The sequence below is a fragment of the Micromonospora sp. NPDC050980 genome (assembly GCF_040653835.1).
In the GTDB taxonomy this organism is placed as follows: domain Bacteria; phylum Actinomycetota; class Actinomycetes; order Mycobacteriales; family Micromonosporaceae; genus Micromonospora.
Genome location: NZ_JBFAGS010000039.1, coordinates 1 through 26,870, shown reverse-complemented (window position 1 = coordinate 26,870; position 26,870 = coordinate 1). Strand labels below are relative to the sequence as shown.

The 26,870-nt window shown below is 73.0% G+C and carries 26 protein-coding genes; 12 read left to right on the top strand and 14 right to left on the bottom strand.

Features of this window, described 5'->3' with window-relative positions:
- Positions 1-594 (top strand): IS630 family transposase (locus tag AB0H28_RS28980; protein ID WP_358046947.1); only part of this gene is annotated, 594 nt, incomplete at its 5' end.
- 225 nt (positions 595-819) lie between these two features.
- Here the strand turns inward: AB0H28_RS28980 and AB0H28_RS28975 are convergent.
- The 3 genes from AB0H28_RS28975 to AB0H28_RS28965 form a co-directional block, all read right to left on the bottom strand.
- A complete protein-coding gene (locus AB0H28_RS28975; RefSeq protein WP_358046944.1) occupies positions 820-1,053 on the bottom strand; it encodes a zinc-ribbon domain-containing protein in 234 nt (77 codons plus the stop codon).
- A gap of 162 nt (positions 1,054-1,215) precedes the next feature.
- Positions 1,216-2,559, bottom strand: a complete 1,344-nt coding sequence (locus AB0H28_RS28970) for a class I SAM-dependent methyltransferase (RefSeq protein ID WP_358046941.1) — start codon at positions 2,557-2,559, stop codon at positions 1,216-1,218.
- On the bottom strand, positions 2,556-3,941 hold the full coding sequence (locus tag AB0H28_RS28965; protein WP_358046938.1) for an FAD-binding oxidoreductase: 1,386 nt from the start codon (positions 3,939-3,941) through the stop codon (positions 2,556-2,558). The genes AB0H28_RS28970 and AB0H28_RS28965 overlap by 4 nt, the downstream gene beginning before the upstream one ends.
- Positions 3,942-4,071: 130 nt before the next feature.
- Between AB0H28_RS28965 and AB0H28_RS28960 the strand changes: the two genes are divergently transcribed.
- Both AB0H28_RS28960 and AB0H28_RS28955 read left to right on the top strand, forming a co-directional pair.
- Positions 4,072-4,356 carry a DUF427 domain-containing protein gene (locus tag AB0H28_RS28960; RefSeq protein WP_358046935.1) on the top strand — a complete coding sequence of 95 codons (285 nt, stop codon included), beginning with the start codon at positions 4,072-4,074 and terminating at the stop codon, positions 4,354-4,356.
- Positions 4,357-4,401: 45 nt separating this feature from the next.
- The gene (locus AB0H28_RS28955) at positions 4,402-5,112 is read left to right on the top strand and encodes an RICIN domain-containing protein (RefSeq protein ID WP_358046932.1); all 711 of its coding nucleotides are present in this window, start codon (positions 4,402-4,404) and stop codon (positions 5,110-5,112) included.
- Between the two features lie 62 nt (positions 5,113-5,174).
- Here the strand turns inward: AB0H28_RS28955 and AB0H28_RS28950 are convergent, their stop codons facing one another.
- The 8 genes from AB0H28_RS28950 to AB0H28_RS28915 all read right to left on the bottom strand — a co-directional run bounded on the left by AB0H28_RS28950 (position 5,175) and on the right by AB0H28_RS28915 (position 13,865).
- Positions 5,175-5,651 (bottom strand): hypothetical protein, encoded by a 477-nt coding sequence (locus AB0H28_RS28950; RefSeq protein ID WP_358046950.1) that lies wholly within the window; start codon positions 5,649-5,651, stop codon positions 5,175-5,177.
- A 174-nt stretch (positions 5,652-5,825) separates the two neighbouring features.
- A complete protein-coding gene (locus AB0H28_RS28945; RefSeq protein WP_358046929.1) occupies positions 5,826-7,778 on the bottom strand; it encodes a VWA domain-containing protein in 1,953 nt (650 codons plus the stop codon).
- A gap of 2 nt (positions 7,779-7,780) precedes the next feature.
- The gene (locus AB0H28_RS28940; RefSeq protein ID WP_358046927.1) at positions 7,781-9,223 is read right to left on the bottom strand and encodes a magnesium chelatase; all 1,443 of its coding nucleotides are present in this window, start codon (positions 9,221-9,223) and stop codon (positions 7,781-7,783) included.
- Between the two features lie 79 nt (positions 9,224-9,302).
- On the bottom strand, positions 9,303-10,361 hold the full coding sequence (locus tag AB0H28_RS28935) for a hypothetical protein (protein WP_358046924.1): 1,059 nt from the start codon (positions 10,359-10,361) through the stop codon (positions 9,303-9,305).
- A gap of 73 nt (positions 10,362-10,434) precedes the next feature.
- Positions 10,435-11,085, bottom strand: a complete 651-nt coding sequence (locus AB0H28_RS28930; RefSeq protein ID WP_358046921.1) for a response regulator transcription factor — start codon at positions 11,083-11,085, stop codon at positions 10,435-10,437.
- On the bottom strand, positions 11,082-12,332 hold the full coding sequence (locus AB0H28_RS28925) for a histidine kinase (RefSeq protein ID WP_358046918.1): 1,251 nt from the start codon (positions 12,330-12,332) through the stop codon (positions 11,082-11,084). Before AB0H28_RS28925 ends, AB0H28_RS28930 begins: the two co-directional genes overlap by 4 nt.
- A gap of 60 nt (positions 12,333-12,392) precedes the next feature.
- Positions 12,393-12,890: a hemerythrin domain-containing protein gene (locus tag AB0H28_RS28920; RefSeq protein WP_358046915.1), complete on the bottom strand. Its 498-nt coding sequence runs from the start codon at positions 12,888-12,890 to the stop codon at positions 12,393-12,395.
- Between the two features lie 6 nt (positions 12,891-12,896).
- The gene (locus AB0H28_RS28915; protein ID WP_358046912.1) at positions 12,897-13,865 is read right to left on the bottom strand and encodes an aldo/keto reductase; all 969 of its coding nucleotides are present in this window, start codon (positions 13,863-13,865) and stop codon (positions 12,897-12,899) included.
- A gap of 57 nt (positions 13,866-13,922) precedes the next feature.
- On the opposite strand from AB0H28_RS28915, the gene mgrA reads away from it, so the two are divergent.
- Positions 13,923-14,921 (top strand): L-glyceraldehyde 3-phosphate reductase, encoded by a 999-nt coding sequence (mgrA, locus tag AB0H28_RS28910; RefSeq protein WP_358046909.1) that lies wholly within the window; start codon positions 13,923-13,925, stop codon positions 14,919-14,921.
- A gap of 84 nt (positions 14,922-15,005) precedes the next feature.
- On the opposite strand, the gene AB0H28_RS28905 is transcribed toward mgrA, so the two are convergent.
- Positions 15,006-15,923, bottom strand: a complete 918-nt coding sequence (locus AB0H28_RS28905; protein ID WP_358046906.1) for a lytic polysaccharide monooxygenase — start codon at positions 15,921-15,923, stop codon at positions 15,006-15,008.
- Between the two features lie 162 nt (positions 15,924-16,085).
- Here AB0H28_RS28905 and AB0H28_RS28900 point away from each other — a divergent pair, with 162 nt between their 5' ends.
- On the top strand, positions 16,086-18,395 hold the full coding sequence (locus AB0H28_RS28900) for a DUF4153 domain-containing protein (RefSeq protein ID WP_358046904.1): 2,310 nt from the start codon (positions 16,086-16,088) through the stop codon (positions 18,393-18,395).
- A gap of 302 nt (positions 18,396-18,697) precedes the next feature.
- Here the strand turns inward: AB0H28_RS28900 and AB0H28_RS28895 are convergent, their stop codons facing one another.
- Positions 18,698-20,017, bottom strand: coding sequence for a hypothetical protein (locus AB0H28_RS28895; RefSeq protein WP_358046901.1), 1,320 nt, complete (start codon positions 20,015-20,017; stop codon positions 18,698-18,700).
- 675 nt (positions 20,018-20,692) lie between these two features.
- On the opposite strand from AB0H28_RS28895, the gene AB0H28_RS28890 reads away from it, so the two are divergent.
- Together AB0H28_RS28890 and AB0H28_RS28885 are read left to right on the top strand one after the other, a co-directional pair.
- Positions 20,693-21,154, top strand: a complete 462-nt coding sequence (locus tag AB0H28_RS28890) for a hypothetical protein (RefSeq protein ID WP_358046898.1) — start codon at positions 20,693-20,695, stop codon at positions 21,152-21,154.
- A gap of 4 nt (positions 21,155-21,158) precedes the next feature.
- On the top strand, positions 21,159-21,833 hold the full coding sequence (locus AB0H28_RS28885) for an HAD family hydrolase (protein WP_358046895.1): 675 nt from the start codon (positions 21,159-21,161) through the stop codon (positions 21,831-21,833).
- A 283-nt stretch (positions 21,834-22,116) separates the two neighbouring features.
- Here the strand turns inward: AB0H28_RS28885 and AB0H28_RS28880 are convergent, their stop codons facing one another.
- Entirely contained in the window at positions 22,117-22,572 is a 456-nt protein-coding gene (locus tag AB0H28_RS28880) for a DUF3592 domain-containing protein (RefSeq protein ID WP_358046892.1), read from the bottom strand.
- Between the two features lie 330 nt (positions 22,573-22,902).
- Between AB0H28_RS28880 and AB0H28_RS28875 the strand changes: the two genes are divergently transcribed.
- From AB0H28_RS28875 to AB0H28_RS28855, 5 genes are all read left to right on the top strand, one after another.
- Positions 22,903-23,553, top strand: coding sequence for a hypothetical protein (locus AB0H28_RS28875; protein ID WP_358046888.1), 651 nt, complete (start codon positions 22,903-22,905; stop codon positions 23,551-23,553).
- 147 nt (positions 23,554-23,700) lie between these two features.
- A complete protein-coding gene (locus AB0H28_RS28870) occupies positions 23,701-24,669 on the top strand; it encodes a hypothetical protein (protein WP_358046885.1) in 969 nt (322 codons plus the stop codon).
- Positions 24,633-24,902 carry a hypothetical protein gene (locus AB0H28_RS28865; protein WP_358046883.1) on the top strand — a complete coding sequence of 90 codons (270 nt, stop codon included), beginning with the start codon at positions 24,633-24,635 and terminating at the stop codon, positions 24,900-24,902. Before AB0H28_RS28870 ends, AB0H28_RS28865 begins: the two co-directional genes overlap by 37 nt.
- 150 nt (positions 24,903-25,052) lie before the next feature.
- On the top strand, positions 25,053-25,370 hold the full coding sequence (locus AB0H28_RS28860; protein ID WP_358046880.1) for a hypothetical protein: 318 nt from the start codon (positions 25,053-25,055) through the stop codon (positions 25,368-25,370).
- A gap of 60 nt (positions 25,371-25,430) precedes the next feature.
- Entirely contained in the window at positions 25,431-26,378 is a 948-nt protein-coding gene (locus AB0H28_RS28855) for a LysR family transcriptional regulator (protein ID WP_358046877.1), read from the top strand.
- The last annotated feature ends 492 nt before the right edge of the window (positions 26,379-26,870 follow it).

The window sequence follows — 26,870 nt, the reverse complement described above, 5'->3', positions numbered from 1 at the left end:
CAGGCGGTCGCCGAGTGGTTGGAGGTCACCTACCCGGCGATCGCGGCGCAGGCCAAGCGGGACAAGGCGATCGTTCTGTGGCTGGACCAGACCGGGTTGCGCTCAGACGCGGCGGTGGGCACCACGTGGGCGCCGGTCGGGCAGACACCGGTGGTGGCCAAGACCGGCCGCCGATTCGGGGTCAACGTGATGGCCGCGATCAGCAACAAGGGCGAGTTGTACTTCACCTGCTACCACGGCTCGTTCACCGGCGGCGTGCTCCTGACGTTTCTGGCCCGCCTCACCCGTCACCTCGACCGGAAGATCCACCTCATCGTCGACGGACACCCCGCACACCGCCGGATCATGGTCCGCGACTGGCTGGCCGAACGCACCAGCGACATCGAGATGCACTTCCTGCCCGGCTACGCCCCTGAACTCAACCCCGTGGAACTGCTCAACCACGACGTCAAACACCATGTCGCACAAGCCCGTCCGGCCATCCCCACAGACCTGGCCACCGCGGCCAGCCGGCACCTACGTCGTCGGCAGAACCAGCCAGCCACGGTGAAAGCGTTCTTCGGCAAACCCGAAGTCCGCTACGCCGCCCAATGACCACGGCACATTTGCCCTACCCCTCAATAACACCTGCGTCGGCGACTCATCGGCCGGCGGAGCGGTTCCACGGGGAGCGTGGGGACAGCGCGCCCGCCGTCGGGCGGCTGCGGCGACGGCGTCGGCGGCCGGGCGTGCACGGTTGGCGGGCGGCGGTGTGCACCGGTACGGCGGGCGGGGTGACCGGCTGCCGCCCGATCAGCCAGCAGAGGAAGCGGGTCACGGTCAGCCGACCGGGAGGCGCTCGGCGTCGGCGTGGGAGATGTCGTACTGGGCGCCGCAGAACGTGCACTGCTGTGCGTACCGGGTGCGCACCGGGATCAGGGGGATGAAGAAGAGGCTGAACTTGGTGACCCGCCGGGTGATCACCTGGGCGGCCTGGTTCCCGCAGTGGCGGCAGACCTGGGTGACGACGCCGGACCGGTCGACCTTGGTCCGCAGCCCGAAGATGAAGAACATCGCCCGCCATTACCCACCCGCGGCCCGGTCTAAGCCGGAGCCTCGCGGCGCGTGTCAACCGGGGCCCTCTCCTCTACCGGAGGCGTTAACAGGGGCCCCTCCTTTCATCTCTGAGCGGCGACGAGAGGCCGCGCGGTCGGCGCGGCCTCTCGTCGGTACGGGTCAGGGCGTCCAGTCGGGACGCAACGGGTAGCCGTTGACCCCCTGCGGGCCGTTCTGGGTGGCCAGCACCTGGTGCAGTTGGATGCCGTTGCGCTCGAACGCCATCCGCGAGCCGGCCATGTAGAGGCCCCACACCCGCGCCGTGCCCGGGCCGACCTCGTCGACGCAGAAGTCCCAGTGCTCGACCAGGTTGCGGCACCAGCCGGCCAGCGTCAGCGCATAGTGCTGGCGCAGGTTCTCCTCGTGGTGCACCTCGAACCCGGCGTCGTGGATCTCGCTGATCAGCCGCCCCGGGCCGGCCAACTCGCCGTCGGGGAAGACGTACCTGTCGATGAACGCGCCGGAACGGTGCGGGGCGCGGTTGTCGGCCCGGGTGATGCAGTGGTTGAGCAGCCGCCCACCGGGCTTGAGCCGGGAGCGCAGCGCGCCGAAGTAGGCCGGATAGTTACGCACCCCGATGTGCTCGGTCAACCCGATCGAGGAGATCGCGTCGAACTGCTCCCGCGGCGCGTCCCGGTAGTCGAGGTGGCGCACCTCGGCCAGGTCGCCCAGCCCTTCCCGCTCGATCGCGGCCCGCGCCCACTCGGCCTGCGCCCGCGACAGCGTCACGCCCAGCGCCTTGACGCCGTATTCCCGGGCCGCGTGCCGGACCATGCCGCCCCAGCCGCAGCCGACGTCCAGCAGCCGCATCCCCGGCTTCAGCGCCAGCTTGCCGGCGACCAGGTCGTACTTGGCCCGCTGCGCCTCCTCCAGCGTGTCACCGGGGCTGCGGAAGACCGCGCAGGTGTACGTCATGGACGGGCCGAGCACCTTCTCGTAGAAGGCGTTCGACACGTCGTAGTGGTGGGAGATCGCGCTGCTGTCGCGGACCTTCGAGTGACGCAGCCCGGTCATCACCCGCCGCCAGCGCGGCGCCGCCTCCTGCGGCGGGGGCGGCGGCGGCCGGAGCCGCTCCCAGCCCAACCCCTTGACCAGCGCCAGCGCGTCGCCGACCGCCGGCATCCGCAGCGGCATCTCGTCCTTGAGCACCCGCAACGCCTCGTAGGGGTCGCCCGGGTGCACGCCGTCGAGCCCCAGGTCACCGCTGACGTAGGCGCGCGCCATGCCCAGGTCGCCGGGGGCGGTGAGCAGGTAGGACAGGCCCCGCTCGGTGCGGATCGACAGGGTGATGCCGGCGTCGGCGGGGCCGACCGCGCTGCCGTCGTACCCGGTGACCCGCACGGGCAGGTCGCCGGTGGTGACCGCGCGGATCACGTCCGCGACTGTCGGTGCGCCGCCCCGGCCGCCCGGGGGTGGGCCGGCCGGGGCGCTCGCCGCCCCCGGTGTTCGGTCGGTCAGGCTCATGCTCGGGATACCGCCTTCTCGTACAGTCCGGTTAGTCGGTGGTCCGGGTCGTAGCGGTCCTTCACGGCATGCCAGGTCTCCCCGCCGTAGAGCCGGTCGAACGCGGCCCGGTCGTAGTACGCGTCGGAGTAGAGCGACTTGTGGCCGCCCACCTCCGACACCATGTGTTCGATCCGCCGGTTGACGTCGCCGTCGGCCGCGCCCGGCGCGATCGGCACGCTGCCCCAGAAGCCGATGTTCACATACGTCTCGCCCGGCTGGAGCGGATAAAGCGGCCAGGCCCGGGCCGAACCGGGGCCGGCCGGCTCGCGCAACCGCAGCGGGCAGAGCCACACCGGGGTCATCCCCACGTTGCCGGCGAACCAGCGCAGGAACTCCGCCGTGCGGTCCAGCGGGATCTCCACGTCCTGCACCACCCGTTCGCGCGCCGGCCGGCCCCGCCACCTGTCGACCCGGGCGGCCACCTGGTGCCGGTGCTCCAGCCGCACGATCCGGTGATAGACGTCGCTGCGCCGGTAGCGCCGTGGCCAGAGCCGCCGGACGACCGGATGCTGCACGCCGAACGCCGACGAGCACCAGAACCAGTCGGTGTCCCACCGCCACAGGTAGTCGTGACCGGTCAGCACGTCGCGGGGGCGGCGGCGCAGCGAGCGGTAGTAGATCTCCTGGCCGGTGTAGTCCGACGGGCGCCCCTCCGGTTCGTCGGTGAACGTGCCGAGCACCAGGTACGCCTCGCCGGGGCTGAACATCACCCCGTCCATGGCGTCGACCGGCTCCCCGGCGTACGCGCCCTTGGCGACCACCTCGCCGACCGCGTCGATGAGCTCCTCCAGCCGGGTGAAGCGGACGTTGCGCAGCGCCACGTGCCGGCCCACCGGTTGCAGCTCGATGCGCAGCCGGGTGGCGTAGCCCAGGCTGCCGAGCGAGTTGGGGAACGCCCGGTGCAGTTCGGCGTGCTCGCCGCGCGGCCGGGTGGTGACCAGCTCCCCGGCGCCGGTGAGGACGTCCATCTCGAGCACCGACTCGTGCGGCAGGCCGTTGCGGAACGAGGTGGACTCGATGCCCAGCCCGGTCACCGCGCCGCCCAGCGTGATCGTGCGCAGCTGCGGCACGACGAGCGGCATCAGCCCGTGCGGCAGCGTCGCGTCGACCAGGTCCTCGTAGGTGCACATGCCCTGCACGTCGGCGGTGCGCGCGGCCTCGTCCACGGCGAGCACCCCGGTCAGCCCGCTGACGTCCAGCCCTGGCGTGCGCGGCGCGGAGCGGGGGCGGAAGAGGTTCGAGGTCTGCTTGGCCAGCCGCACGGTTTCGCCGGCGGGCACCGCGGCGTAGGACTGCCGGAGCGCGTCCACCGCCCGTTCATGATCACGGACAGCTCGCATGAGATCACCTTACGCCCGGCTACGACAGTTCGTGGGACGTCCACGGTGGCCTGCCGCCGCGTCACCGACCCGGAACCCGCACGCCGCCCGACGGTGGCCGGAGCGCGGGCACCGGCATAGCGTGGAGGACATGCCGAAAGCAGTCTGGAACGAGCTGGTCGTCGCGGAGAGCGACGACACCGTGCTGGTCGAGGGAAACCACTACTTCCCCCGCTCCGCCCTGCGCGAGGACCTGATCCGCCCCTCCGACACGCACACGGTGTGCCCGTGGAAGGGCACCGCCTCCTATTACACGCTCGAACACGACGGCGCCACCAGCCCGGACGCGGTCTGGTACTACCCGGAGCCGAAGCCGGACGCGGAGATGGTCCGGGACCGGGTGGCGTTCTGGAAGGACGTGCGGGTCGTCGACTGACGCGGCGACTGGCCCTCGGGCGCCCCGGTGGGTCAGGATGCCCCCATGACCGACCCGCGCCCCGGCCCGCCCGGCACCGTCTACGGGGCCCGCCCCGCCCCTGGCGCGCGGCTGCCCCGGGATCCGCTGATGCGGATCGCGCTGGGCGTCGCGCTGGTCGGCGTACTCCTGGGGGCCTTCTTCGCCACCGGCGTGCTCGGTGGTGGGTCCGACCGGCCGGTGGTGCCGGCGGCGGCCGTGCCGGCCCCGGCCGCGAGCGAGTCGAGTGCCGCCCCGCCGAGGACGGAGGCCGCGCCGCCACCCTCGCCGAGCGCGGAGCCGACCACGCCCGCCGCGCCGGTGGCCACCCCCAAGGTGGTCCGGGGCGTGCCGTCCGGGCGCTGCGTCGGTGTCGTCGGCGACGACCCGGAGGGTGCGCGGGCCGCGCTGGCCGACTGCACCGGCGGGCCGGAGCAGCAGTGGGTCGTCACGCCGGTCGCCGCCGAGGTCTACCTGCTGGTCAACGCGGCCAGCGGCAAGTGCCTGGACGTCAACGCGGCCAGCGGCGACGACGGCGCCGACCTGCTCCAGTGGTCCTGCAACGGTCAGACCAACCAGCAGTGGAAGCTCAACCCGACCGGCGCCGGCCCGGTGCTCCTGGTCGCCGTGCACAGCGGCAAGTGCGCGCAGGTCGACGACGCCGGCACCGAGGCCGGGCGGACACTCGAACAGGCCCCGTGCACCGGCGCCGCCGAACAGCAGTGGGCGCTCGGCTGACGGTGAGCATGGCAGGGTCGGTTCAGCGGGGGAACCCCGCTCCCGCCGCACCGCCCGCGCCGTCAGGCGAGGTGGGGTTGGCGGCGCAGGGCACGTAGCTGGGCCAGGTGCAGCGGCAGGTGCACCCGCACGTGCAGGTCCAGCACCCGCCCCCAGGGCAGCGACTCGTCCACGTCGAGGTCGAAGCCCTCCCGCAGCACGGTCTCCACAGGCGTCTCCGCGGCCGGGCCGAGCCGGTCGGCCAACGAGCAGAGCTTCTGACTGGTGGCCCGCAGCAGGGCGGCGAGCGCGTCCAGCCCACCGCACTCGGAGACCAGCGCGTCGAGTTGCGGACGGTGGATGGTGTCCACGTCGTAGTAGGCGAACGGCGACCCGGCCAGCACCGCCTCGGTCGCCTCGCTCATCAACTCGTCGTTCGCGGCCAGGTGCGCGACGATCTGCTCGGCGCTCAGCTCACCCTCCGGCGGCGGCCCGAACCCACCGGCGTCCACCTCCGCGAACAGTTCGTCGTACGCCCGCCGGAGGCCGGCCGCGTCCACCTCGTCCATGCCCGCATCCAACCCCTGCCGCCGCCGGTGGCACCCCGGCTACCCGCCCCGGTTCACCCGTTCCGGGTACGCGAAAGGGCCGGCACCGGTCTGCGCGCAACGACCGGTGTTAGGAGGGGGCCCCTGTTATGCAGAATGCGTTAACAAGGGGCCCCTCCTTACACCTCAGCGGCGGCCGTGGCGGGCGCGGAGGTAGTCCGAGACGACGTACTCGCCGAGGTCGCCGAGGTCGGGGGTGAACATCCGGCCCCTCGACCGCCGGGCCACCGCGTCCACGAACCGGCGCAACCCCGGGTCGTCGCCGAGCATGAACAGGTTGAGCGTCGCACCGTACCGGGTCAGCCGGTCCACCTCCCGGATCGTCGCCTCGATCGTCTCCGGCAGCGGCGGCCAGTTGAAGTACGCCTCGCCGTCGTCGGGATCCAGGTGGGCGGTGGGTTCGCCGTCGGTGACCACGAGCACCACCGGCTCGGCGCCCGGATGGCGGCGCAGGTGCCGCCCGGCCAGCCGCAGCGCGTGCTGGAGGTTGGTGCCCTGCTGCATGTCCGGTTCCGCCGCCGCCAACTCCCGCTGGGTCAGCGGCATCGCCTCCCGGCCGAAGCCGATGATCTGGAGCGCGTCCTGCGGGAACCGGGTGGCCATCAGGTGCGACAGGGCCAGCGCGGTCTGCTTCATCGGGCCCCAGCGCCCCTGCGAGATCATCGAGTACGACAGGTCGACGCAGAGCACCACCGCCGCCGACGCCCGCCGCTCGGTCTCCACCACCTCGAAGTCCTCGACCGCCAGCGGCACCGGCACTCCGGGGCCGGCCCGGCGTACCGCGCGGGTGAGCGTGCGCACCACGTCCAGTGGCTGCTCGTCGCCGTACTCCCACTGGCGGGAGCTGCCGCTCACCTCGCCGGCGGCACCGGCCGCGCGCAGGTCGTGCTGGCCGCGCGGGCCGGCGGTCAGGTCGGCGAAGACCCGCCGCAGCGCGGTGCCGGCGAGCCGGCGCAGCGCTTTCGGGCTGAGCGTCAGCCCGTCGGAGTCCCGGTCCACCCAGCCCTGGCGGCGCAGCTCGCGTTCCAGGTCACGCAGGCGGCGCACGTCGTCTGCGGCGTCCCGGCCCAGGGTGCGGGCCACCGTGTCCACGTCGACGTCGTCCAGGGTGGAGCCGGCCTGGTCCTGGTCGAGGGAGTCGAGCAGTTCGTCGAGTTCGGCGATCTCGTCGAGCGCGCCGGCCGCCTCGCCGTAACCGAGCGGCTGGTCGCCGCGGACCCGCTCGCCCCGCTGCCAGTTCAGGTCGGGACGCAGGGCCCGCAGGTGGTCGTCGAGTCGGGACAGCTCCCCGGTGAGCCGGTCGCCGAGCGACTGGCGCATCAGCCCGGCCAGTTCCTCGCGTTGCCGGTCCGACAGCGACCGCATCAGCCGCTCGCCCGCCGCCGCCCGGCGGGCCAGCACGTCGACCAGCTCGTCGACGTCGCGGGGCTGCTCCGGGAAGAACCGGCCGTGCCGGCGCATGAACTCGGCGAAGGCGTCGGTGGTGTCCTCCGCGCGGGCGTGCCGGGCGAGCAGGTCGTTGAGGTCACGCATCATCTCGGCGAGCTGCTGCTGCGCCCGCGGGTCGGCGGCAGCCCGCGCCGCGTCCCGCAGCCCGGCGAAACGCTGCTCCAGCACCTCGCCGCGCAGCCCGTCCAGGATCCGCTGGTAGGTCTGCCGCGCCTCGGCGCTGGCCCACTCGTACCCCGCCAGCTCGGACACCGCCCGGGCGGTGGACCGGGGCAGGTTGTCCAGCACCGCCTCGGCGAACCGGGCGTCGTCTCCCGCGCGCCGGGCCAACTCGTCGCGTTCGGCGGCGAGCGCCTGGTCGAGCAGCGCGCGGGCCCGGGTGACCGCGCCGTCGAGGTCGCCGCGGCGCAGCGCCTCCCGGCGCAGCCGGCGGGCCCGGGCGGCCAGGTCGGCCAGCCCACCGCGCCCGTCCGGCCCGCGCCGCAGCAGGTCGCGCAGCGCCTCCCGGAGGCTGCCGCCGTTCAGCACCTCCGCGCCGACCGCGTCCACGGCGGCGCGCACGTCGTGCGGCGGCGCGAGCGGGTCGGGCCCACCGCGCCACTGCCCGTATCGGAACCGGTTGCCGGCCACGGTCAGCCCCGGCCGCCGTAGACGGTGCGCCCGGAGTCGGTGACGTCCTTGCCCAGCCGGCGGGTCAGGTGCAGCCCTTCGAGGACGAACTCGATGCCGGCGGCGGCCTCCGCCGGGCTGGGCGCGTCGCCGAGGCCGAGCCGGTCGAGCACCTTGGCCAGGCCCGGTACGGTGCCGACCTGGCGCAGCAGCTCGGCCGAGGAGACCAGCTCACCGGTCTCGATGACGCCGCCCTCGGCGACCAGCGCGGTGAAGCCGGACAGGTCCAGCCCGGCCAGCCGGGTCCGGAACGTCTCGGCGGTGGCGGTCCGCAGCAGGTGCCCGAGGACCTCGATCTCGCGCCCCTCCTCGCCGCTCTCGAACTCCACCTTCCCGCGCAGTGTGGAGGTCACCGACGCCGCGTCGCCGACCCGCGCGACGGCCCCCTCGGCAGCGTCGGAGCCGGCGGCGAGCAGGCCGGAGCGGCGCAGCGCGGCGGCGGCGACGGTCTCCGCGGCGGCGATGGCGAACCGGGCGGACACCCCGGAGCGCGGGTCCACCGACGGCGACTCGCGCACCTCGCGGGCGAACCGGGCGAGCACCTCCAGCACGTGCTCCGGCACGCCGGCGACCAGGTCGGCCTCCTGCCGGATCAGCGCCAGCTCCAGCTCCAGGTCGAGCGGGTAGTGGGTGCGGATCTCGGCGCCGAAGCGGTCCTTCAGCGGGGTGATGATGCGGCCCCGGTTGGTGTAGTCCTCCGGGTTGGCGCTGGCCACCAGCAGCAGGTCCAGCGGCAGCCGCAACTGGTAGCCGCGGACCTGGATGTCGCGCTCCTCCAACACGTTGAGCAGCGCCACCTGGATGCGTTCGGCCAGGTCGGGCAGCTCGTTGACGGCGAAGACGCCACGGTTGGTGCGGGGCACCAGCCCGAAGTGGATGGTCTCCGGGTCGCCGAGCGTGCGCCCCTGGGCGAGCCGCACCGGGTCGACGTCGCCGATCAGGTCGCCGACGCTCGTGTCCGGCGTGGCGAGCTTCTCGCCGTAACGCATCGAGCGGTGCAGCCAGCCGATCGGCAGGTCGTCGCCGGCCGAGTCGACGAGCGCCCGCGACGCCGGGGTGAGCGGGTGCATCGGGTGCTCGTTGAGCACCGAACCGGGCAGCACCGGCGTCCACTCGTCGAGCAGCGCGCCGAGCGAACGGATCAACCGGGTCTTGCCCTGCCCGCGCTCGCCGAGCAGCACCATGTCGTGCCCGGCCAGCAACGCCCGCTCGACCTCGGGCAGCACCGTGTCCTGGTAGCCGACGATGCCGGGGAAACGCTCCTCGCTAGCGCGCATCCGGGCGAGGAGGTTGTCGCGGAGTTCCTGCTTGACCGTGCGGTAGCGATGGCCGGTCGCACGCAGCGCGCCGAGCGTGCCGGGCAGCTCGGCGGGCGGGACCGGGGAAACCTGGGTGTGAGCGCTCACCCGCCCACGCTAGCTCAGATTTTGCGCACCGCCCGGTGGTCGGTCCCGCCCCGTGACCGGGGCCGACCACCGGGGGCGGTCAGCGCCCGCAGCGCCGGCAGGCGCCGCGGCGGCGCAGCAGGTAGGCGTATGCGGCGGCGCCGAGCGCCGCGCCCCACAGCGGCCAGAGCAGCATCGGCAGCGTGGTCAGGCTGAACCCGCCGGTCAGCGCCCAGAACCGGGGGGCGGTGACCAGCCCGAGGGAGCCCGCGGTGACCGCTAGCGCGACGAGTGTGGCGGGCACGACGGCGAGCGACACCGGCACCCGGCGACCGGCCAGGCCGACCATCCACCGGGGGAACCGCTCGCCCCAGGGGCGGACCAGCCCGAGCGTGAGCACCGCCCCGGCCACCGCGAAGGCGCCCAGCCCGGCGCCCGCCCACACCAGCCCGGTGTCGCGCATCTCGTCGAGGAAGTCGCGGGAGATGCCGAGCGGGATGCCGGCGGCCCAGGCGAGCCGGGTCAGCGCGTACAACGTGGGGATGACGGCGGCGGTCCAGGCCGCCCAGCGGCCCCAGCGGGCCGCGGCGGCCGGGGTGCTCCAGCCCCGGTCCGCGTCGCCCCGGCCGCAGGCGGCGCAGGCGGCGGCGGTACGGCGTTGCCAGCCGAGCACCGCCAGGGCGAGCAGCACCCCACCGGCCATCGCGGCGGTCTTGCACAGCAGCGTCCAGGTGAACACGTCGGCGTAGTCGACCGGCGGCCAGCCGAACGGCGCCCCGACGAGCAGGATCGGCGCGTAGCCCAGCGTGATCAGCACCCGGGTGTCCGGCACCACCACGGCCAGCACGAACGCGACCGCCCAGCCGTAGCCGATCAGCAGCGCGCGCAGCGGCCGGGACGGGCGGGCGGCCGGACCGGCCATGACGAGCGCGACGAGCGCGGCGGTGAGCAGCAGCGCCGCGAACAGCGCCGGCCCGACCGTCACCGGCACCAGCCGGAGCAGGTTGACGTCTCGGTCCCGGTCGTGGGCGCCGAACGGGTAGCCGGCCCCGGTGACGGCGGAGGTCAGGGCGAGCACGCCCCAGAGCGCGAGCCAGCCGGCGGCGAGCGGCGCGGTCCGGGACCGGTGACGGGTCGGTGGGAGCAGCGTGGCGGTCATGGTTCGAGCCTCGACGTCCGGCGACCCGGCGCCCTCCCGTGGCGGGGTGAGCCGCCTCCCCCGGCCGGGGGACTCAGCCGGCCGGGACCACGAACCCGGATTCGTAGGCGGCGATCACCGCCTGGGTGCGGTCCCGCACCCCGAGTTTGGCCAGCACGTTCCCGACGTGGGTCTTGACCGTCTCCACGCCGAGCACCAGCCGGGCGGCGATCTCCGGGTTGGACAGTCCGGCCGCCATCAGCCGCAGCACCTCCCCCTCCCGCTCGGTGAGTCGGGCCGCGTCCAGCCGGTCCGCGCCGCGCCGCCCGTACGCGCCGACGAGCTGCCGGATGGCGGCCGGGAAGAGCAGCGACTCGCCGGCCGCCACCACCCGGATCGCCTCCACCACCTCGCCCGGGCGGGCCCGCTTCAGCAGGAACCCGCTCGCCCCGGCGCGCAGCGCCTCGTAGACGTACTCGTCGTTGGCGAACGTGGTGACCACCAGCACGCGCGGCGGGTCGGCGGAGGCGGCGAGCAGCCGGCGGGTGGCCTGGATGCCGTCGATGGCCGGCATCCGCACGTCCATCAGCACCACCCGGGGTCGCAGCTTCGCCACCAGCGGCGGCACCTGGGCGCCGTCGGTCGCCTCGCCGACGACGCGCAGGTCCGGCTGGGCGTCGACGATGGCCCGCAGGCCGACCCGGATCAGCTCGTCGTCGTCGACGATCAGCACGTCGATGGTCACCGGCTCGCCTCCCTCGGCCCCGGCAGGGTGGCGTGGACCCGCCACCGGCCCCCCTGCGGGCCGGCGTCGAGCCGCCCGCCGAGCAGCAGCACCCGTTCCCGCATGCCGTCCAGCCCGCGCCCGCCGCCGGTCGCCCGGGCGGTGCCGCGCACGGCGTTTACCAGCTCGATCTCCATCCCGTCCGGGGGTACGGCGACCCGCAGCGTCACCGGGCCGCGGCCGTGTCGGGCCGCGTTGGTCAGCCCCTCCTGCACGATCCGGTAGCCCTCCCGGGACACCACCGCGGGCAGCGCGTCCAGCGGCCCACCGACCCGGGTGTCGACCACCAGCCCGGCGGCCCGGGCGGCGGCGACCAACCCGGCCAGCCCGGCCAGCGTGGGTGGCGGCGCGGTCGACGCGGCCGGCCGGCCGGATTCGGTCTCGCGGAGCAGCCCGAGCACCTGGTCGAGGTCGTCCATGGCCCGCCGGCTGGTCTCCTCGATCGCCCGCAGCGCCCGCCGGCTGAACTCCGGGTCGGTGTCGAGCAGCTCCCGCGCGGCACCGGCCTGAAGCGTCGCCACGGTCAGCGCGTGCCCCACCGAGTCGTGCAGCTCCCGGGCCAGCCGGTTGCGCTCGGCCAGCCGCACGGCGCGGGCCTCCAACGCGGCGATCCGTTCGGCCTGGGCCGGGCCGAGCAGCACCGGCGCCATCGAGGCGGCGAGCGCACCCAGCCCGGCCACCGCGTAGCCGAGCGCGACCAGCACGGCGACCCCGGCCAGCCCGGCCGGCACGGGGCGGGCCGGGTCGAACGGCCCGAAGCGCTCGCTCGCGCCGGCCCCGGTGTCGATCCCGGTCAACCCGACGACGAACACGAGCGCCATCGGGAACGCGCTGATCGCGGCGAACAGCACCGCCGCGCCGGTGCCCAGGTGCATGCCGATCCAGAGCGCGGCCCGCAGCCGGGTCTCCCGGTCGACGCGGTGGCCGGGCAGCGGCTCCGGCAGGTCGACGGCGAGCAGCGCCCGGGCGGCGGCGATCTCCAGCGCCCGGCTGCCGGCCAGGAACACCGGCACCACGGCCAGCCCGGCGCCGACCAGCAGCAGCCCGAACCCGAGCGGGCGCGGCACCTCCGCCGTGGTGAGCAGTTGCGTGAACGCCACCGCCAGCAGCGCGTACGGCAGCGCGAGCACGCCGCCGAGCAGCAGGAACACGGCGCGTCGCCAGGTGCTGCCGCGCACCAGCGGCGCGAACACGCCCCGGACCGTCACCCGGTCATTGTCCCGCCGCGGCCCGCCGCGCGACTCCCCCACGCCGGGGAGATCAGACCGTCACTGGTGCTCCCGCACGTAGCCCTGCGGGTCCTTGTCGTGGAACATCAGGTCGCGGCCGTTCTTGTGCTCGCCGTAGAAGGTGAGCCAGCGGGCCCCCAGCTCGGCCCGCAGCTCCACGCTCGCGTGCCGGCGGAAGTCGGGCAGCGCCTCGTCCTCCTCCTCGGCCAGGTGCTCGCTGTTCTCCTTGCGGGCCTCGCCCACGGCCGCCCACCAGGCGTCCGAGCCGACCTCGTGCCGCTTGGACTCGGCGATCGCGTCGCGGATCTTGTTGTGGTCGCCGATCGCGTCGGCGGTCTCGTCCTCGCCGTCGTCGCCGTGCTTCACCAGGTGCGGATAGAGGATGGCCTCCTCCGCCTCGGCGTGGATGTCCAGGTGCAGGGCGAGCGCCTCCCAGATCGCCAGCATCTCGGCCGGGTCGCGGGCGTCGTCGAGCCGGGCGAAGCCGCGCCGGAACGCGGCGTGGTCGTCCAGGATCAGTGCGGTGATGTCTTCCATGGCGGCTCATTTCCCCAGTCGGGCGCGAATCAGTCGCGGTAGCGCGGCCAGGCCGGTGACCGGCCGGAACGCGTGTGCGGCGGCGACCAGCGCGGCGTACTCGTCGTCGGTCAGGTCGATCTCGGCGGCGGCGGCGTTGCGTTCCACCTGTTCCACCCCGGACGCGCCGGGGATGGCCACCACGTTCGGGTGCCGCAGCACGTAGGCCAGCGCGATCTGGCTGGGCGTGGCGTCGTGCGCGTCGGCCACCTCGCGCAGCGTGCCGATCAGCTCGGCACCGCGCGCCAGGTTCTCCGGCAGGAAGTACGGGTTGGCCCGGCGTACCGCCCCGGTCGGCGGGTTCGCCGCGTCGTAGCGGCCGGAGAGGAACCCCTGCGCCAGCGGGCTGTACGCGATGACGATCCGGCCGGCCTGTTCCGCGTACGGGATCAGATCCTCCTCCGGGCCCCGGTCGATCATGCTGTAGCGGACCTGGTTGCTCAGCACCCGGCGACCCAGCGCGGCCTCGGCGAACCGCCACCGGCGCAGGTCGTAGTTGCTCACCCCGACCTCGCCGACCAGCCCGACGTCCTGCAACGAGCGCATGCCGCGCATGGTGGTGGTGTCCGCGACCACCGGGTTCGCCTGGTGCACCTGATAGAGGTCGATGCCGTCGACACCGAGCCGGGCCGCGGAGGCGACCGCCCGCTGCTGCACCACCGGGGCCACCGGGAGCAGCGGGAAGATCTTGCTGGCCACCACGACCTTCGCCCGGTCCTCGCCCAGCGCCGCGCCGAGGATCCGTTCGCTGCGGCCGAAGCCGTACAGCTCGGCGGTGTCGAACAGGGTGACGCCCAGGTCGAGCGCCCGGCGCACGATCTCGGCGGCCCGGCGCTCGTAGTCGGGGCCGTAGCCCCACTCCCGGGAGCCGAACTGCCAGGTGCCGAGGCCGATCTTGGAGATGGGCTTGGGGGTGTCGAGCCGCACGTAACGCATGAGGCCGAACGTACCCGGGTCGGTGCGACCGCACGCCCACGGCGACAGAATGGCCGGGTGACCTACCTCGCCAGCGACGACCGTTACCACGACATGAGCTACCGGCGTTGCGGCCGGAGCGGGCTGAAGCTGCCCGTCATCTCCCTCGGCCTGTGGCACAACTTCGGGCCGGACCGGCCGTTCGAGCGGCAGCGCGACATCGTCCGCCGCGCCTTCGACCTCGGCATCACCCACTTCGACCTGGCCAACAACTACGGCCCACCGCCGGGTGCGGCCGAGGAGGTCTTCGGCCGGCTGCTCGCCACCGACCTGAAGCCCTACCGGGAAGAACTGGTGGTGTCCACCAAGGCCGGCTATCTGATGTGGCCCGGCCCGTACGGCGAGTGGGGTTCCCGGAAGTCCCTGATCTCGTCGCTGGATCAGTCGCTGCGCCGGATGGGCCTCGACCACGTCGACATCTTCTACTCGCACCGGTTCGACCCGGACACTCCGCTGGAGGAGACGATGGGCGCACTGGACGCGATCGTCCGCTCGGGCCGCGCGCTCTACGTCGGCATCTCCAACTACGACTCGGAGCAGACGCTGCGGGCCACCGAGATCCTCCGCGACCTGGGCACGCCGCTGCTGGTCAACCAGCCGTCGTACTCGATGCTCAACCGCTGGACCGAGTCCGACGGCCTGCTGGACACGCTGGCGCAGGTCGGCGCCGGCTGCGTCGCCTTCAGCCCGCTGGCCCAGGGCCTGCTCACCGACCGCTACCTGGGCGGCATCCCGGCCGACTCGCGCGTGCGCACCAGCGTGTTCCTCGACGAGAGCGACCTGGACGAGGCGACGATGGCGACCGTCCAGGCGCTCGCCGGGGTGGCCCGTCGCCGGGGGCAGACCCTGGCGCAGCTCGCCCTGGTGTGGGCGCTGCGGGACCCACGGATGACCAGCCTGATCATCGGCGCGAGCAGCGTCGGCCAGCTGGACGGCAACGTCGCCGCGCTGGACGGGCTGGACCTCGCCGGCGAGGACCTGGCCGAGATCGACCAGATCCTCGCCGGGGCGCGGTGACGCCGGTCAGCGGGTGTCGACACAGGTCACCCCGGCGGTCCGGACGGGCGTGTCGTCCGTTCGCCGGGCGGCCCGGCCGAGGCGTCACCAGATCCGGCGCCGCCCGGCGCGGTGGTTGCGGACCCCGCAGGGCCGTCCCGGCGGCGGGCCCCCGGCCCGCCGCCGGCGCAACCCGACCACGGTCACGAGCAGCACGGTGACCGCCACGGCCGCCGCGCCGACGACCGTCGGCCGGGAGATCGGGCCGGTCTCGGTCACCGCCGCCACCGGCACCCCCGCCGGCTCGTCGCCGGTCGCCGACTCCGAGCGGGTACGCGGGGCCGCCGCGCTCGCCGCCGGTGTGGCCGGCCGGGTGGCCCGCGCCCCGGAGCCGCCCGGGGCCGCCCGGAAGACGACGTCGGAGCAGGAGTAGTAGGTGTCCTGGGTGTTCGAGTTCTGCCAGATGACGTAGATGACGTGCCGACCGGTGCGTCCGGTCGGCAACCGCCCCGGCATCTCGTACGCGCCGTCGCGGATCGGCGGGTCGGTGACCGCCAGGAACGGCTTGGTTTCCACGTCCGCCCAGGTCAGCCGCCGCTGCGGGGCGTACGAGTCGGTGGTGACGTAGAACCGGAACGTGCCCTGGTGCGGGATCGTGGTGCGGTAGCGGAAGGTGTACCGGGCGCCGGCGGTGAGCGTGGTCGCCGGCCAGTCGGCCCGGGGCAGGTCCAGCCCCCGGTAGGCGGAGAGCCCACCGCTGCACAGTTCCCCGTCCGGGATGCGCTCCCGGTCGCGCCCGTCGATCCGGGCCACCCGGATGTTGTCCCACTCGCGGACCGCCGCGCCGGCGGCGATCGCCGCCCGACAGGCGGGCGTCGCGGCCCGGCCGCCTTCCGGCCCGCACGCCGCGGCCCGGCTCATCGGGCTGGTCGGCGCCCCGTGGGCACTCGCCGGTGCGGCGGTCAGCAGCAGCGTCGCGGCGACGGCGGCGAACGCGGCGAACGCGCGGCGGCGTGTGCCCATGTGATCGACCTCCCGCGCACTGGTACGTGCCGAAGGCGGCAAAGGTTCGACTCCCTCGACACCACGACCGGTCAGGCTCGGCCGGCCGAACGGACAACCGGGGCGGCGGGGCCCCCGCAGTGGGCCATACAGTGACGGCACCCTGTGATCAAGGAGCGCGCCTTGCCCGAGCCGGCCCAGCCTTCCGAGCCGCCCCGCGCCGCCCCGGCGGACGGCTCCCCCGGCGGCGAGATCCCGCCCGGCGCCCAGCCGTACCTGCTGGTGCTGCCCACGACGGAGGGCGCGCCGCCGCCGGTGGCGTGGCCGGGGGCGGCGGGTCAGCCCGCCTGGGCCATCCCGGTCAGCGTGCCACCCGGCACCCTGGGCTACGCGCTGTTCGTGCCGCTGGTCCCGCCGGCCTCGGCCGGCGTGCCCGCGCAGGCGTCGGCGCCGGCCGTCGAGACCCGGCCCGACCAGACCCCCGCCGGGGGCCCCGCACCGGGCAGCGCGGCCGGGCCCACGGCACCCACCCCGCCGGCCATCGGGATGCCGTCCCCGCCGGCGAGCGGCGAGCCCGTCGCGGGTCCGCCTGACGCCGCCCTGATCGGCCGATCGGAGGCCGCGCCGGCGTCGGCCGCCGGGCCGACGACCGGCACGCCCACGCCGACCGGCCCGGACACCGCGCCGACGAGCGCCGTCGCACCGCCGGCCCCGCCCGGACCGGACGCGCAGACCAACCCGGCTCCGCCCGGTCCACAGACCACCCCGGCACCGCTGAGCCCGCAAGGCCCTCCGACGCCGCCGAGCCCCCAGGGCCCCCCGGTGCCCGTCGGTCCGCAGGCGGCCCCGGCACCGCCCGGTCAGACCGCCGCGGCACCGTCCGGCGGGACGATGCCGCCGGGGACCGGGCCGGCGTACCAGGACGTGCGGTCGTGGGCCAGCTATCCGCCGCCGCCGGGCTGGGCGGCCCGGCCGGCGGTGCCCCGCACCTCCTTCCTCGACGCCCGGTGGCCCGGGCCGAAAGCGGCCAGCGGCCGGGCGGTGCCGCTCGCGGTGCTGGCCGGCGCGCTCGGCAGCGCGATCTTCGTGCCGCTGGGCCGGGTCGGCATCGGCTGGTTCCTCGGCTGGCTCACGCTCACGCTCGGGGTGCTGCTGGCGGTCCGGACCCGGACCGCCGAGCTGCCCCGCGCCGACCGGCTGATCCGCGCGGGTTGGGCGGCGGCGGCCCTGGCGCTGCTCGCCGTGCCGGCGTTCCGCAACGCCTGGTGGCTGGTGACGTTCTGCGTGCTCGGCGCGCTGGGCTGCGCCACACTGGCGATCGTCGGCGGCCGGCTGGTCCGCTCCATCCTGTTCGGCCTGGTCGCCACACCGTTCGCGGCGCTGCGCGGCCTGCCCTGGGTGCGCCGGCACGTCGCCGCCTCGCCGCAGGCCACCACGGTCCGCCGGATCACCGTGTCGGTGGTGGCCACACTGGTGATGCTCCTCGTCTTCGGCAGCCTGCTCGCCTCCGCCGACGCGGCGTTCTCCGAGGCACTGAGCGCGCTCGTGCCCGACATCGACCTCGGCGCGGTGTTCCGTGGCCTGTTCCTGGCCGCGGTGGGTGGGCTGATCGCGGTCGCCGCCGTCTACACGCTCACCGCCCCGCCCGACCTGTCCACCGTGGACCGGCCGAGCGGGCGGCGACTCAGCCTGCTGGAGTGGGCACCGGCCATCGGGGCGCTGACCGCGCTCTTCGCCGGCTTCGTGGTGGTGCAGTTCACCACCCTCTTCGGCGGGCAACGGCACGTGCAGCGCGTCGCCGGGCTCAGCTACGCCGAGTACGCGCGCAGCGGCTTCTGGCAGTTGCTCTTCGTCACGCTGCTGACCGTGGCGGTGCTCGGCGGGGTGACCCGCTGGGCCCGCCGGGAGCGGCCGGTCGAGCGCGCGCTGCTGCGGGTGCTGCTCGGGCTGCTCAGCATGCTGAGCGTGGTGATCGTGGTGTCGGCGCTGTCGCGGATGTGGACCTACCAGAAGGTCTACAGCTTCACCGGGGAGCGGATCTTCGTGATGGCGTTCGAGATGCTGCTCGGCGCGGTCTTCCTGATGATCCTGGCCGCCGGCGTGACATGGCGGGGAAAGTGGGTTCCGGGTGCCACCGTGGCGCTGACCGTGGCGATGCTGCTCGGCCTGGCGGTGCTCAACCCGGAGGACTACGCGGCCCGGCGCAACACCCTCCGGTACGAGCAGACCGGCAAGATCGACGCCTGGTACCTGCGGGCGCTGTCCGCCGACGCCACGCCCGCGCTCACCCGGCTCCCCGACCCGGTGCGTCGCTGCACGCTGAGCTGGATCGCCGACGACCTCGCCGAGCCCGACCCCTGGTACGCCTGGAACCTGGGCCGGCACCGGGCCCGCCAGGCCCTCGACCGGGTCGGCCCGGGCGCGGTCGGCGGCCCGAAGGACTGCCGCCGCGCGGACCAGTTCGACCTGCCGAAGACCCGACGCCCCCGCTGACGTACCCGCCGCCCCGGACCGTCCGGTCAGACCGGTCCGCCGCTCTCGTTGCCGGCCGGATCCCGGAGGAGGCTGAGGCGCTCCGTCTCCGTCACCAGTTGATCCACTCCACGTCGCCGAGGTGGTGGCAATGCGAGCGCCTCGATGCCACCACTCCGCCGAGGTGGAGTCGATCATGCATGCCGCTCGTGCCTGGCCGTCGCGCGGTCGCGGACCGGGACGCCGGCGAGGAGGTCACCGCCATCCGCGACGTCGGCCGGGCCGGACGTGCAGATGACGGCACCGGTTGTAGGCGGCCCCGATCAGGATTTCTCCTGGTCGTCCCCGCGCCGGCGAAGCACCCGCTCGGTGATCCGCCCGGAAAGCTTGCCCGTCACCGATCTGGCCCGGTCGAAGGTCTCGTTGCCGACGCGCCTGGCGACGTCGACCCCGTCGGCTCCGGTTTCGAGCGCCTTGTCCCGCACCTCCTTGGCCGCGTCCGCCCATCGTCTCGCCTCAGCGGACTCTGCGGCACCCTCGATCCCGAGCCGTCCGTGCAGGTCGACGACGGCGACCGAGACGTGGTTGCGCGATCGGACCACGGCCGGTGAGTCCATCGGATTGAGCAGCACTTTGCTGTTGGCTCTGCCGGCCGCCGCGTCCATGCGGGCCATCAGCCGCTCGGTGCAGCGTGAGATGAGGGCCAGCCGATTCTTCCGGGCCGTCTTCAGCCCGAGGCGATGCCCGTCCACCTCTTCCGGGGACGCGTCCAGCACCCGGTCGAGTTCGAGCACGGCTATCGCGTCCTGCAACTGGAAGCAGCGAGCCAGGACGGCGAGCCACTCCCGTGCCGTGGACTCCGCCTCCATGGCCGCCTTGGCCAGATCGCCGATCTTCGTCTTGCGTTCCAACTTCTCCGCGAGGGCGTCGAGTTGACGCAGGGCGTACGCCTGGGTCTCCGCTATCGTCGCCGGCGCGGCCTGCACCTTCGACCAGGAGATGTCATCGACCCGACCCCGCTTCTCCCGGACGGTCATGGACTCCTCGACGACGAGGCCCACACCGATCATGCGGGCCACCACGGCATCCTTCTGGGCGCGCAGCACGTCGTCGACCTTCTCGTCGATCACGGCGAGGTAGTCGGTGATCTCGTTCATGGTCTGCTGCATCGCCAACTGCGCCATGATCCCCGCGGCGCCCGCCAGCAGCGCCGGGTTGGCCGGCGACGTCTTCGTGATCTGAAGCCAGGACTTGATCGAGCCGGGCTTTCCCACCATGGCGTGGCTGACCCCCGGGGTCTTGGTCTGCATCAGCCCGTGCTTCTGCACGAACTGCGCGGATTCCTTGGTCAGCTTCACCCAGCGCCCGTAGTTGGCGGCGATCTCCGCTCCGCCCTGCGCGGCTGCGGCCGACGAACCGAGCACCGTTCCGAGGCGCGGCAACCCGAGATCCTTCGACGAGGACAGCCCTTCGGAGACGAGGAAGCTCTCCACGTCCGTCGGCGCCCCGACGACCGCCAGCCCATCGCCGTCGCTGATCAACTGGATGTCGTTGCCCAAGGTCCACTCCTGGCGTGCGAGGGGGCAGAGCGGTGGCGACACGGAGCTACCGCCAGCTTCCGGACCATCCAACACCAGGGGCACCCCCTGACCACAGCGCCGACCGGCGGGCATTCGTGCCCGAACGGTTACGCAGCGCACCCGGTCGAGCGACCAACCGCTGCATACGGGGCGGAAACGAACCAGCGGCCCGGTCGAGATCACCCGCCGACGACCAGGTGCCCCTGGATCCACGCAGTTCCCGTACGGCGTCGGAAGCGCGAGGCACCCCTTCCCGTCGGCGACCGTTACCTCTGGCCGTCCGGCCCAGCGGGGCCGTCGGGCCCAGCGGGGCCGTCGGGCCCAGCGGGGCCGTCCGGCCCGCCCGGTAGTCCAGGAGCACCAGGAGCACCCGGAGCACCCGGAGCACCCGGCAGCCCCGGACCAGCAGGACCCTCCGGACCACCCGGTAGCCCCGGGGCACCGGGGTGGCCCGGGGGACCGGGGTGGCCCGGGGGACCCGGCATGCTGCCGGTGACCGGCAGCCAAAAAATGCCGGCCCTGGCAGATGCGGGTGGCGTCCTGGTCGCCCTGGGCGGAACCATGTTCTTCCTCGCCCGGCGTCGCCGGACACAGCGGTCCTGATCGGAGGGGCCCGGCCGGTGAACTGCCCTGCCGGCCGGGGCCCTGCGGCTCGCCTGCCACCGATCTCCGGGCGCGGCGAGCCAGGAATACCGATCAGCGGTAGGGCCGACCGCGCTGCCGCTACCGATCGACGGAATGCTGGTCGTCGGCCGCCATGGTCGAGGACAAGCGCACCGGTCGAAGAGTGCGCTGGTCGGCCAGATGGCGTTTGGGATCGGGATGGTGGCCAGCGTGGCGGCCAGCATCGCCGCCGCCGAGCCAAGCCTCGGAGCGCGGATCGTGGCGGCGTGGCCGGCGGTGGCGCTGCTGCTGATCGTGGAGATGCTGACCAGAGCGCAATCGGCTGGGAGCAACGACCACCGACGTTCAGACACCGCCCAGCCGACTGTCTCTGACACTGCGTCTGCGTCGCCACGGGCTCGCTGCCATTGGCAGGTCAACCCGTGGGACATCGGCGACATCACCCGTGCGGCGCTCGTGCTCCTGCACATCGAGCACGCGCGCGATCCGCATGATCATCATCCGTCAGCGAGGCGTTTGCTCGGAATAGCTCACTGCGTCGCGGCCCACAGAACTCTTCGTGTTGATCTAGGGTGATGCGATGACCGCCGAGCCCGTGACGACAGTACTGTTCGACTTCGCCTGGACTCTGTTCGCCAGGGACTCGAAACGCTGGGTGGGCAACGCGGCGGCATCGATCGACCGGACATTGACTGCCGGCGAGGCGCACCGTATTGCTGGCGACTTCGGGGAACTGTTGCGGCAGACGGCCACGGATCCGGCGCACATCGCCCGAGATCTGGATCCGCGAGTCTGGGATCGGGCGATCCGCGCCGTGCTGGAACAGATTCCTGGGGTGGACCAGGCGCTGGCATCGGTCTTGCACGAAACACACGCCGAAGCGATCGAGCCGTACGCCGACACCGTCGCCACCCTGTCCGCATTGCGTGATAGCGGTGTTCGCATCGGCGTCGTCAGCAACGTCGGCTGGGACATCCGCACATGCTTTGCGCGACACGGACTCGACGGTTACGTCGATGCGGTCGTGCTGTCCTACGAGGTCGGCTTCGTCAAACCGGACCCGCGGATCTGGGGCGCCGCCCTCGAAGCCCTCCATGCCGCACCGGGACAGACCCTGATGGTCGGTGATCATCCCGCCGGCGACGGCGGATCGGTTTCCGCCGGCATACCAGCGCTGATCCTGCCAATGGTGGACTCGCCCGCGCAGAAACGCGGCTTCGAACACGTGCTCAGGCTTGCCCAGGTTCCGTCCTGACAGGTTCTGTCGCTGACACTCATGTGAAACTCCTTGTGAAGCTGATCTCTCGGCAGAGAGACCCTCTTCAGACGGGAGCTTCGCTCACATCTGTTGCAGCCGCGGTCGCTCGGATGCGCTCGGCGAGGTGGTTCAGGGCTCGTTGAGTGATTGGCGAGACCCGTCGGAGGACGCAAAGGCGCACGCAGCCCACCACCCTCTCACCACCCACGCGTCGACGACTCCGCGCGGACCTGCCGCCCCGACCCAGGACCGGGGCGGCAGTCGAGCCCCGCCAGCCCACCTAATCGCGCCGGGGGCCCGTCCTGATCAGCGCGAGCGAGATCATGATCATGATGGCACCGAGGCCTTCCAGGAGGGTCGGCACCTGCAGGAGCAGATCCTCCGTCGCGTACCCGTCGGGTGTGGCGGCCCGGTTCGGATCCGTCCGGGCGACACGTACGTCGAGCACGTCCCCGACGTGGAACTCACTCTCGTCGAGTTCGCTGGAGAACCGCTCCCGGTATCGCACGCCGTCGAACGTGTAGTCGACAGTCAGCCTGTTGGCGGAGAACGACCGGCTGATCCTGAACCGTCCGACGTGGACCACTTCGCCTGTCGTCTCAGCGCCGACGCGAATCCGCTCGTCGATCGCCTCGTTCAGCCGAACGGTGAGCAGCATCCCCCCGCCGACCAGAAGGGTGCCCAGGACAACCCAGAGGACCAGCTTCACCTCTCGCCGGCCGAACGGGCTCTTCACCACCGGCCCTCCTCGCGCGTACTGGCCAGACGTGGCCGAGAGTAGCCGCAAACCGCCGCCGTCTCCGTAGCTGCCTGCGCCGGGGCGGATCAGCGACGCGGCGGTTCGCGGGCGGACCGATCCGAATTTTGCCGACCGGGGTTGCGGTGCCGACCCGCCAAGGTCGGCGAACCCGGCCCAACTGCCTGTTCACATCGTGCCAGGGGGCGCACGCAAGACTGGCAACAGCGCGCCGCCCCCACCGCAACCCAGAATCGACGACGACAGAGCTTCCTCCGCCCGACGCCGGGATCGGCCCCGGCGTCGGACGCCCCGAAAGGTCGGTTTCCAATGGTAGACACGGCCAGGCCCGTCGCACGACGGGCGCGTAAGCTCGCCGCGCTCACTCTCGCCGCCGCGGCGGTCGTCACGTTCCAGGCGGCACCCGCCGTCGCGTACCCAATCAAGAAGACGGTCAGCACACCGGACTGCGCGTTCGGCGTGGACGGCATCTTCCACTGCATTCGGTATTCGACCTCTTGGTCGACCAACAGCAGCGACCCGATGGTGTTCGGCAGTCTGGGCGCCTACCAGCGCATGACCGTCTACTACGTGCCTCGGGTGTCCTCGCCCTACGAGACCCAGGTGGACGCCTTCTCCCAGGTCTGGGACAAGCGCGGCAGCACCCGGGTGGACCGAATGCGACTCACCGAAACCTACAAGGCGCTGAGCGCCGGGGGCGGGACGCTCTCGGTCGGTTGGGGCGTGCTCAGTTGGACCCCGAGCCAGGACGGCGTCCAGGTGAGCAGTGACATGGTGTTCTTCGACATGACGCGGAGCAGCGCCACCTCCCTGACGTCGATCAGCTCGAACCGGAGTATGGCCTTCCCGCACAGCAGCCTCGCGGCCAAGGTCGAACAGGTCAGCAACAGCACCATCGAGTACCCGACGTCGAACACCCAGTTCCGGCTGCTCTCCCAAATTCCCCTGAAAGACTTCTGACCCCGGCCGGCACCGACCGTCCGGAGCCGGCGCCGCAGAGGCCCATCGTGGAGCGCCGACCTGGTCGGCCCCACGGTGGGTTGCCCCGGCACGCCCGCAACCTTCGCTGATGAGACCGGTGGCACGGGCACCGAGACAGGAGCAACCATGACGCGGCACCGCTCGTGGACGACGGCGCTGACCGGTCTGCTGTGTGCCGCGCTGGTCGGCTGCTCGTCGCCGGCCAGGCCGCACGATTCCCGCTCCGGAGACCGGATGCTGCCGAACTCCTGGCGGGAGCAGGCCGCGGCCCGGGTCGCCGACCTGATCTACCCGGGGCAGGCGTACCCGACAGTTTCCCGGCCCATCGATCCGGCACCGACGCTCTACGCGGACGCAGCCCGGGTGCTGGCCCGCGCCGGACAGCTCTCCGCGACCGACCGAAGGCGCGCCACACGGCTGCTCGTGCGGTGGTGGCCGACGACCGACCCGGACGGGTTCCACTGGGTGACGCTGACCCGCGCCCTGGCTGAACTGGGGACCCTGGACCAGCTCCCGTCGACCCGTCTGTCCCTGGCCGTGGCCTGGGCCCGTGCCGTGCTCGCCCGGCCGGGTGAAACACCGACCCGTACGCTGACGGCCGCCGCTGACGTGGTCACGCTGGCCCGGTCGGCAGGTGCGCCCGCGGGCTCCGGCACCGATGCGCTCCTCAGGGCAGTGGCCGGAGCACGGCCGTGCTCCGGTGCCCGCACGCTGCCGGCGCTCGCCGAGCGGGCCCTGCTCGCCACCACGACGGGAACGCCCTGCCCGGTGCCACCGGCGCTGCGACGCGCGGCCCAGTCTCAGCTCGACCGAAGCGCCGGCCCCTCCGCCGACCGGCTCGGCCGGGCCGTCGACGTCACCGAACTCGCCGTGCTGGCCCGGGTCGGAGTGCTGGACCGGGCACCGGTGCTGGCCGCCGCGACCACGCTTCTCGCCACGTCCGACACAGACGGGCGGGGCGGCGACCTCGGCCAGGTGCCGTCCCGCTGCTGGACAGCATCGACGCGCTGGGGGGTGCTCCCGCCCAGTCCGTCGCTCAGGTGCAGACCCTGCGCCGGGTGCTGCGCACTGAGGTCCGCCTGCCCGATGGCGTAGCTGCTGGTGATCCACTGGACACCGCGCTGGCCGCCGGCGCGCTGCGCCTACTCGGCCGGCCACTCCCGGAGCCGGTGGACTGGCGGGCCGCGCAACCCCTGCTCGACCGCACCGTGCTCGCCCTCGCCCTGGATCACCGCCAGCTCCCGACGGTGCGGGAGGCGACCACCGCACTCGACGGGCAGCCGCCACAGACCGTGACGCTGGGTTATGTGGCGGTGGCGTACCCGTGAGTCTGTCCCGGTCAGGCACGCGAACTACGTCGCCGGATCGAGGACACGCCCGACCTGGAGACCTGGCCCACCGACCGCCTATACCACACCGCTCTCTTCGTCACCGCTACCGCCGCATGCGGTGGTGACCAGCAGCGGCTGGTCACCGTAGTGCGGACGGCGCTCGCCAACCAGACCCAGGCGCCCGAAGGCGGCGTGTCGCCCGCCGACACCCCAGCGTCCGGCCACACCGCCACCACGCCGACCGTCGTCGACCTCTGGTACCGGGCCGAGACCGGATGCCTGCTCGGCGAACCGGCTCGCTATCTGCCCCGGCCCGACGCGCTACGGGCCAGCATCGCGCGGGACGTCGGCTGGGACGACATCCGCGCCGACACCACCATCAGCCACCTCTACGCCGCGCTACGACTCGCCGACCTGGTCGCCAATTCCGACGCCTGCGCGACCACCTGGTGGACACCCCGTTAGGTCCCACCTCACATCGATGCCGGTGGGCAGGGCGTGGAGCCCGTTGCTACCGTTTCCCTCGTGGAGCTAGAGGTGCGCCACCTGCGCTGCTTCCTGGCGATCGTCGACAGCGGCTCCGTCAACCGGGCGGCCCGGCTGCTCGGCCTACCCGCCTCCGCGGTCACCCAGCAGGTCCAGCGGATCGAACGACACCTCGATGTCCGGCTCTTCGATCGGAGTCCGGTCGGGATGGCGCTGACCGCCGCTGGCCGGGAGCTGGTCGAGCCGGCGCGTCGAGCGGTGGAGGCGATGCGTCAGGCCCAGGACGTCACCGCGCGTCGCGGCCGTCACCTGCGGTGGGCCAGCGAATATCTTCCGGTGCTCTTCGGCAGCGCGGAGAAGACCCCGGAGGCCGTGACCGTCGAGCTGGTCGATGTCGCGCTGGAGACGGCTTTGCGGCGTCTCACCGAGGGGAGCCTGGACGTGGTGCAGGGCTTCGACACCCCGGCGGCGCCGTTGCGGTTTCCCGCCGGCCTGACCGTGGCCACGGTGGCACGGGAACGGCTGGCCGTCCTCGTCGGCCCCGGGCACCGGCTCTGGGATCATCCGGTCATCTCCCTTGCCCAACTGGCCGACGAGGTCTGGGTCAGCCAGGCCACGCCGCACCGGTTCACCACCGGCCTGCGCGTCATGTGTGGGCAGGCTGGCTTCGAGCCACGGATCCGGTACGCCACCGGCGACCGGATCGCCGCGAACGAACTCGTCAGCCTCGGCGATGTGGTCGCTCTCGGTTCGCCCTTCACCAGGGCGACGCACAAGCTGCGGGCGGTGCCCTTGATCGAAGACCACCGGGTCCGGCTCTTCGTGACCTGGCGGCGTCACGCCCTGCCGGAGGAGATGACCATTCAGCTGGTGAACGGCCCCCGCGCCTGGTACGCCGCTATGGCGCGTCGGCTCCGGCCGGACGACTGGCAGGCGTACGGGCGGCCGGCGACAGATGACCCGCGGGACGTCATCGCGTGCGGGTGAGGTTTCCCGGCGCGAAACAGCATGTCGACTCGATCGATGAGCCCTTCGTGTCGTGACCGCCGCCTCGAGTTCTCGGCTCTGGAGCCACTCCACCTGCTCGGCAGTGAGAGCGAGGCTGCTGTGAGAAACCGTGAGATGCCGGGCCGGAAAAGCATTAGCGGCCTGATCGATGATCACTCGACCAGGCCGCTGACCTGCAATTTCAAGGGTGGGCCGGAGGTACCACCATGCGAACCACACCGCCACGATCGCCGGTGAGCCGTTGCCGCTGCGTTTGCGGCGTTCCCGCGCGGCGTCGGAAGCCCGATGACGGAGCTACGAGTCCTCGAAGACATCGTCGAGCACAAGTCTCGCCCGGCCTGGGATCTCCTCCTCCGGGAAGATCTCCGCGCACAGAGCGAGGACCTGCTCCGTGCTGGTCAACCCGAGTTGGTTAACCAGGAAGTGGATATCCTCGGCGTCTCTCCGTCGTGCGGCAAGCACCTTCATGGC

What these genes read in the sequence shown, in the direction of transcription:
- AB0H28_RS28885 (WP_358046895.1), top strand. Translation starts at nt 21,159, where the DNA reads ATGACCGCCGAGCCCGTGACGACAGTACTGTTCGACTTCGCCTGGACT.
- AB0H28_RS28870 (WP_358046885.1), top strand. Translation starts at nt 23,701, where the DNA reads ATGACGCGGCACCGCTCGTGGACGACGGCGCTGACCGGTCTGCTGTGT.
- AB0H28_RS28960 (WP_358046935.1), top strand. Translation starts at nt 4,072, where the DNA reads ATGCCGAAAGCAGTCTGGAACGAGCTGGTCGTCGCGGAGAGCGACGAC.
- AB0H28_RS28920 (WP_358046915.1), bottom strand. Translation starts at nt 12,890, where the DNA reads ATGGAAGACATCACCGCACTGATCCTGGACGACCACGCCGCGTTCCGG.
- AB0H28_RS28970 (WP_358046941.1), bottom strand. Translation starts at nt 2,559, where the DNA reads ATGAGCCTGACCGACCGAACACCGGGGGCGGCGAGCGCCCCGGCCGGC.
- AB0H28_RS28875 (WP_358046888.1), top strand. Translation starts at nt 22,903, where the DNA reads ATGGTAGACACGGCCAGGCCCGTCGCACGACGGGCGCGTAAGCTCGCC.
- AB0H28_RS28890 (WP_358046898.1), top strand. Translation starts at nt 20,693, where the DNA reads ATGCTGGTCGTCGGCCGCCATGGTCGAGGACAAGCGCACCGGTCGAAG.
- AB0H28_RS28965 (WP_358046938.1), bottom strand. Translation starts at nt 3,941, where the DNA reads ATGCGAGCTGTCCGTGATCATGAACGGGCGGTGGACGCGCTCCGGCAG.
- AB0H28_RS28935 (WP_358046924.1), bottom strand. Translation starts at nt 10,361, where the DNA reads ATGACCGCCACGCTGCTCCCACCGACCCGTCACCGGTCCCGGACCGCG.
- AB0H28_RS28955 (WP_358046932.1), top strand. Translation starts at nt 4,402, where the DNA reads ATGACCGACCCGCGCCCCGGCCCGCCCGGCACCGTCTACGGGGCCCGC.
- AB0H28_RS28975 (WP_358046944.1), bottom strand. Translation starts at nt 1,053, where the DNA reads ATGTTCTTCATCTTCGGGCTGCGGACCAAGGTCGACCGGTCCGGCGTC.
- AB0H28_RS28905 (WP_358046906.1), bottom strand. Translation starts at nt 15,923, where the DNA reads ATGGGCACACGCCGCCGCGCGTTCGCCGCGTTCGCCGCCGTCGCCGCG.
- AB0H28_RS28915 (WP_358046912.1), bottom strand. Translation starts at nt 13,865, where the DNA reads ATGCGTTACGTGCGGCTCGACACCCCCAAGCCCATCTCCAAGATCGGC.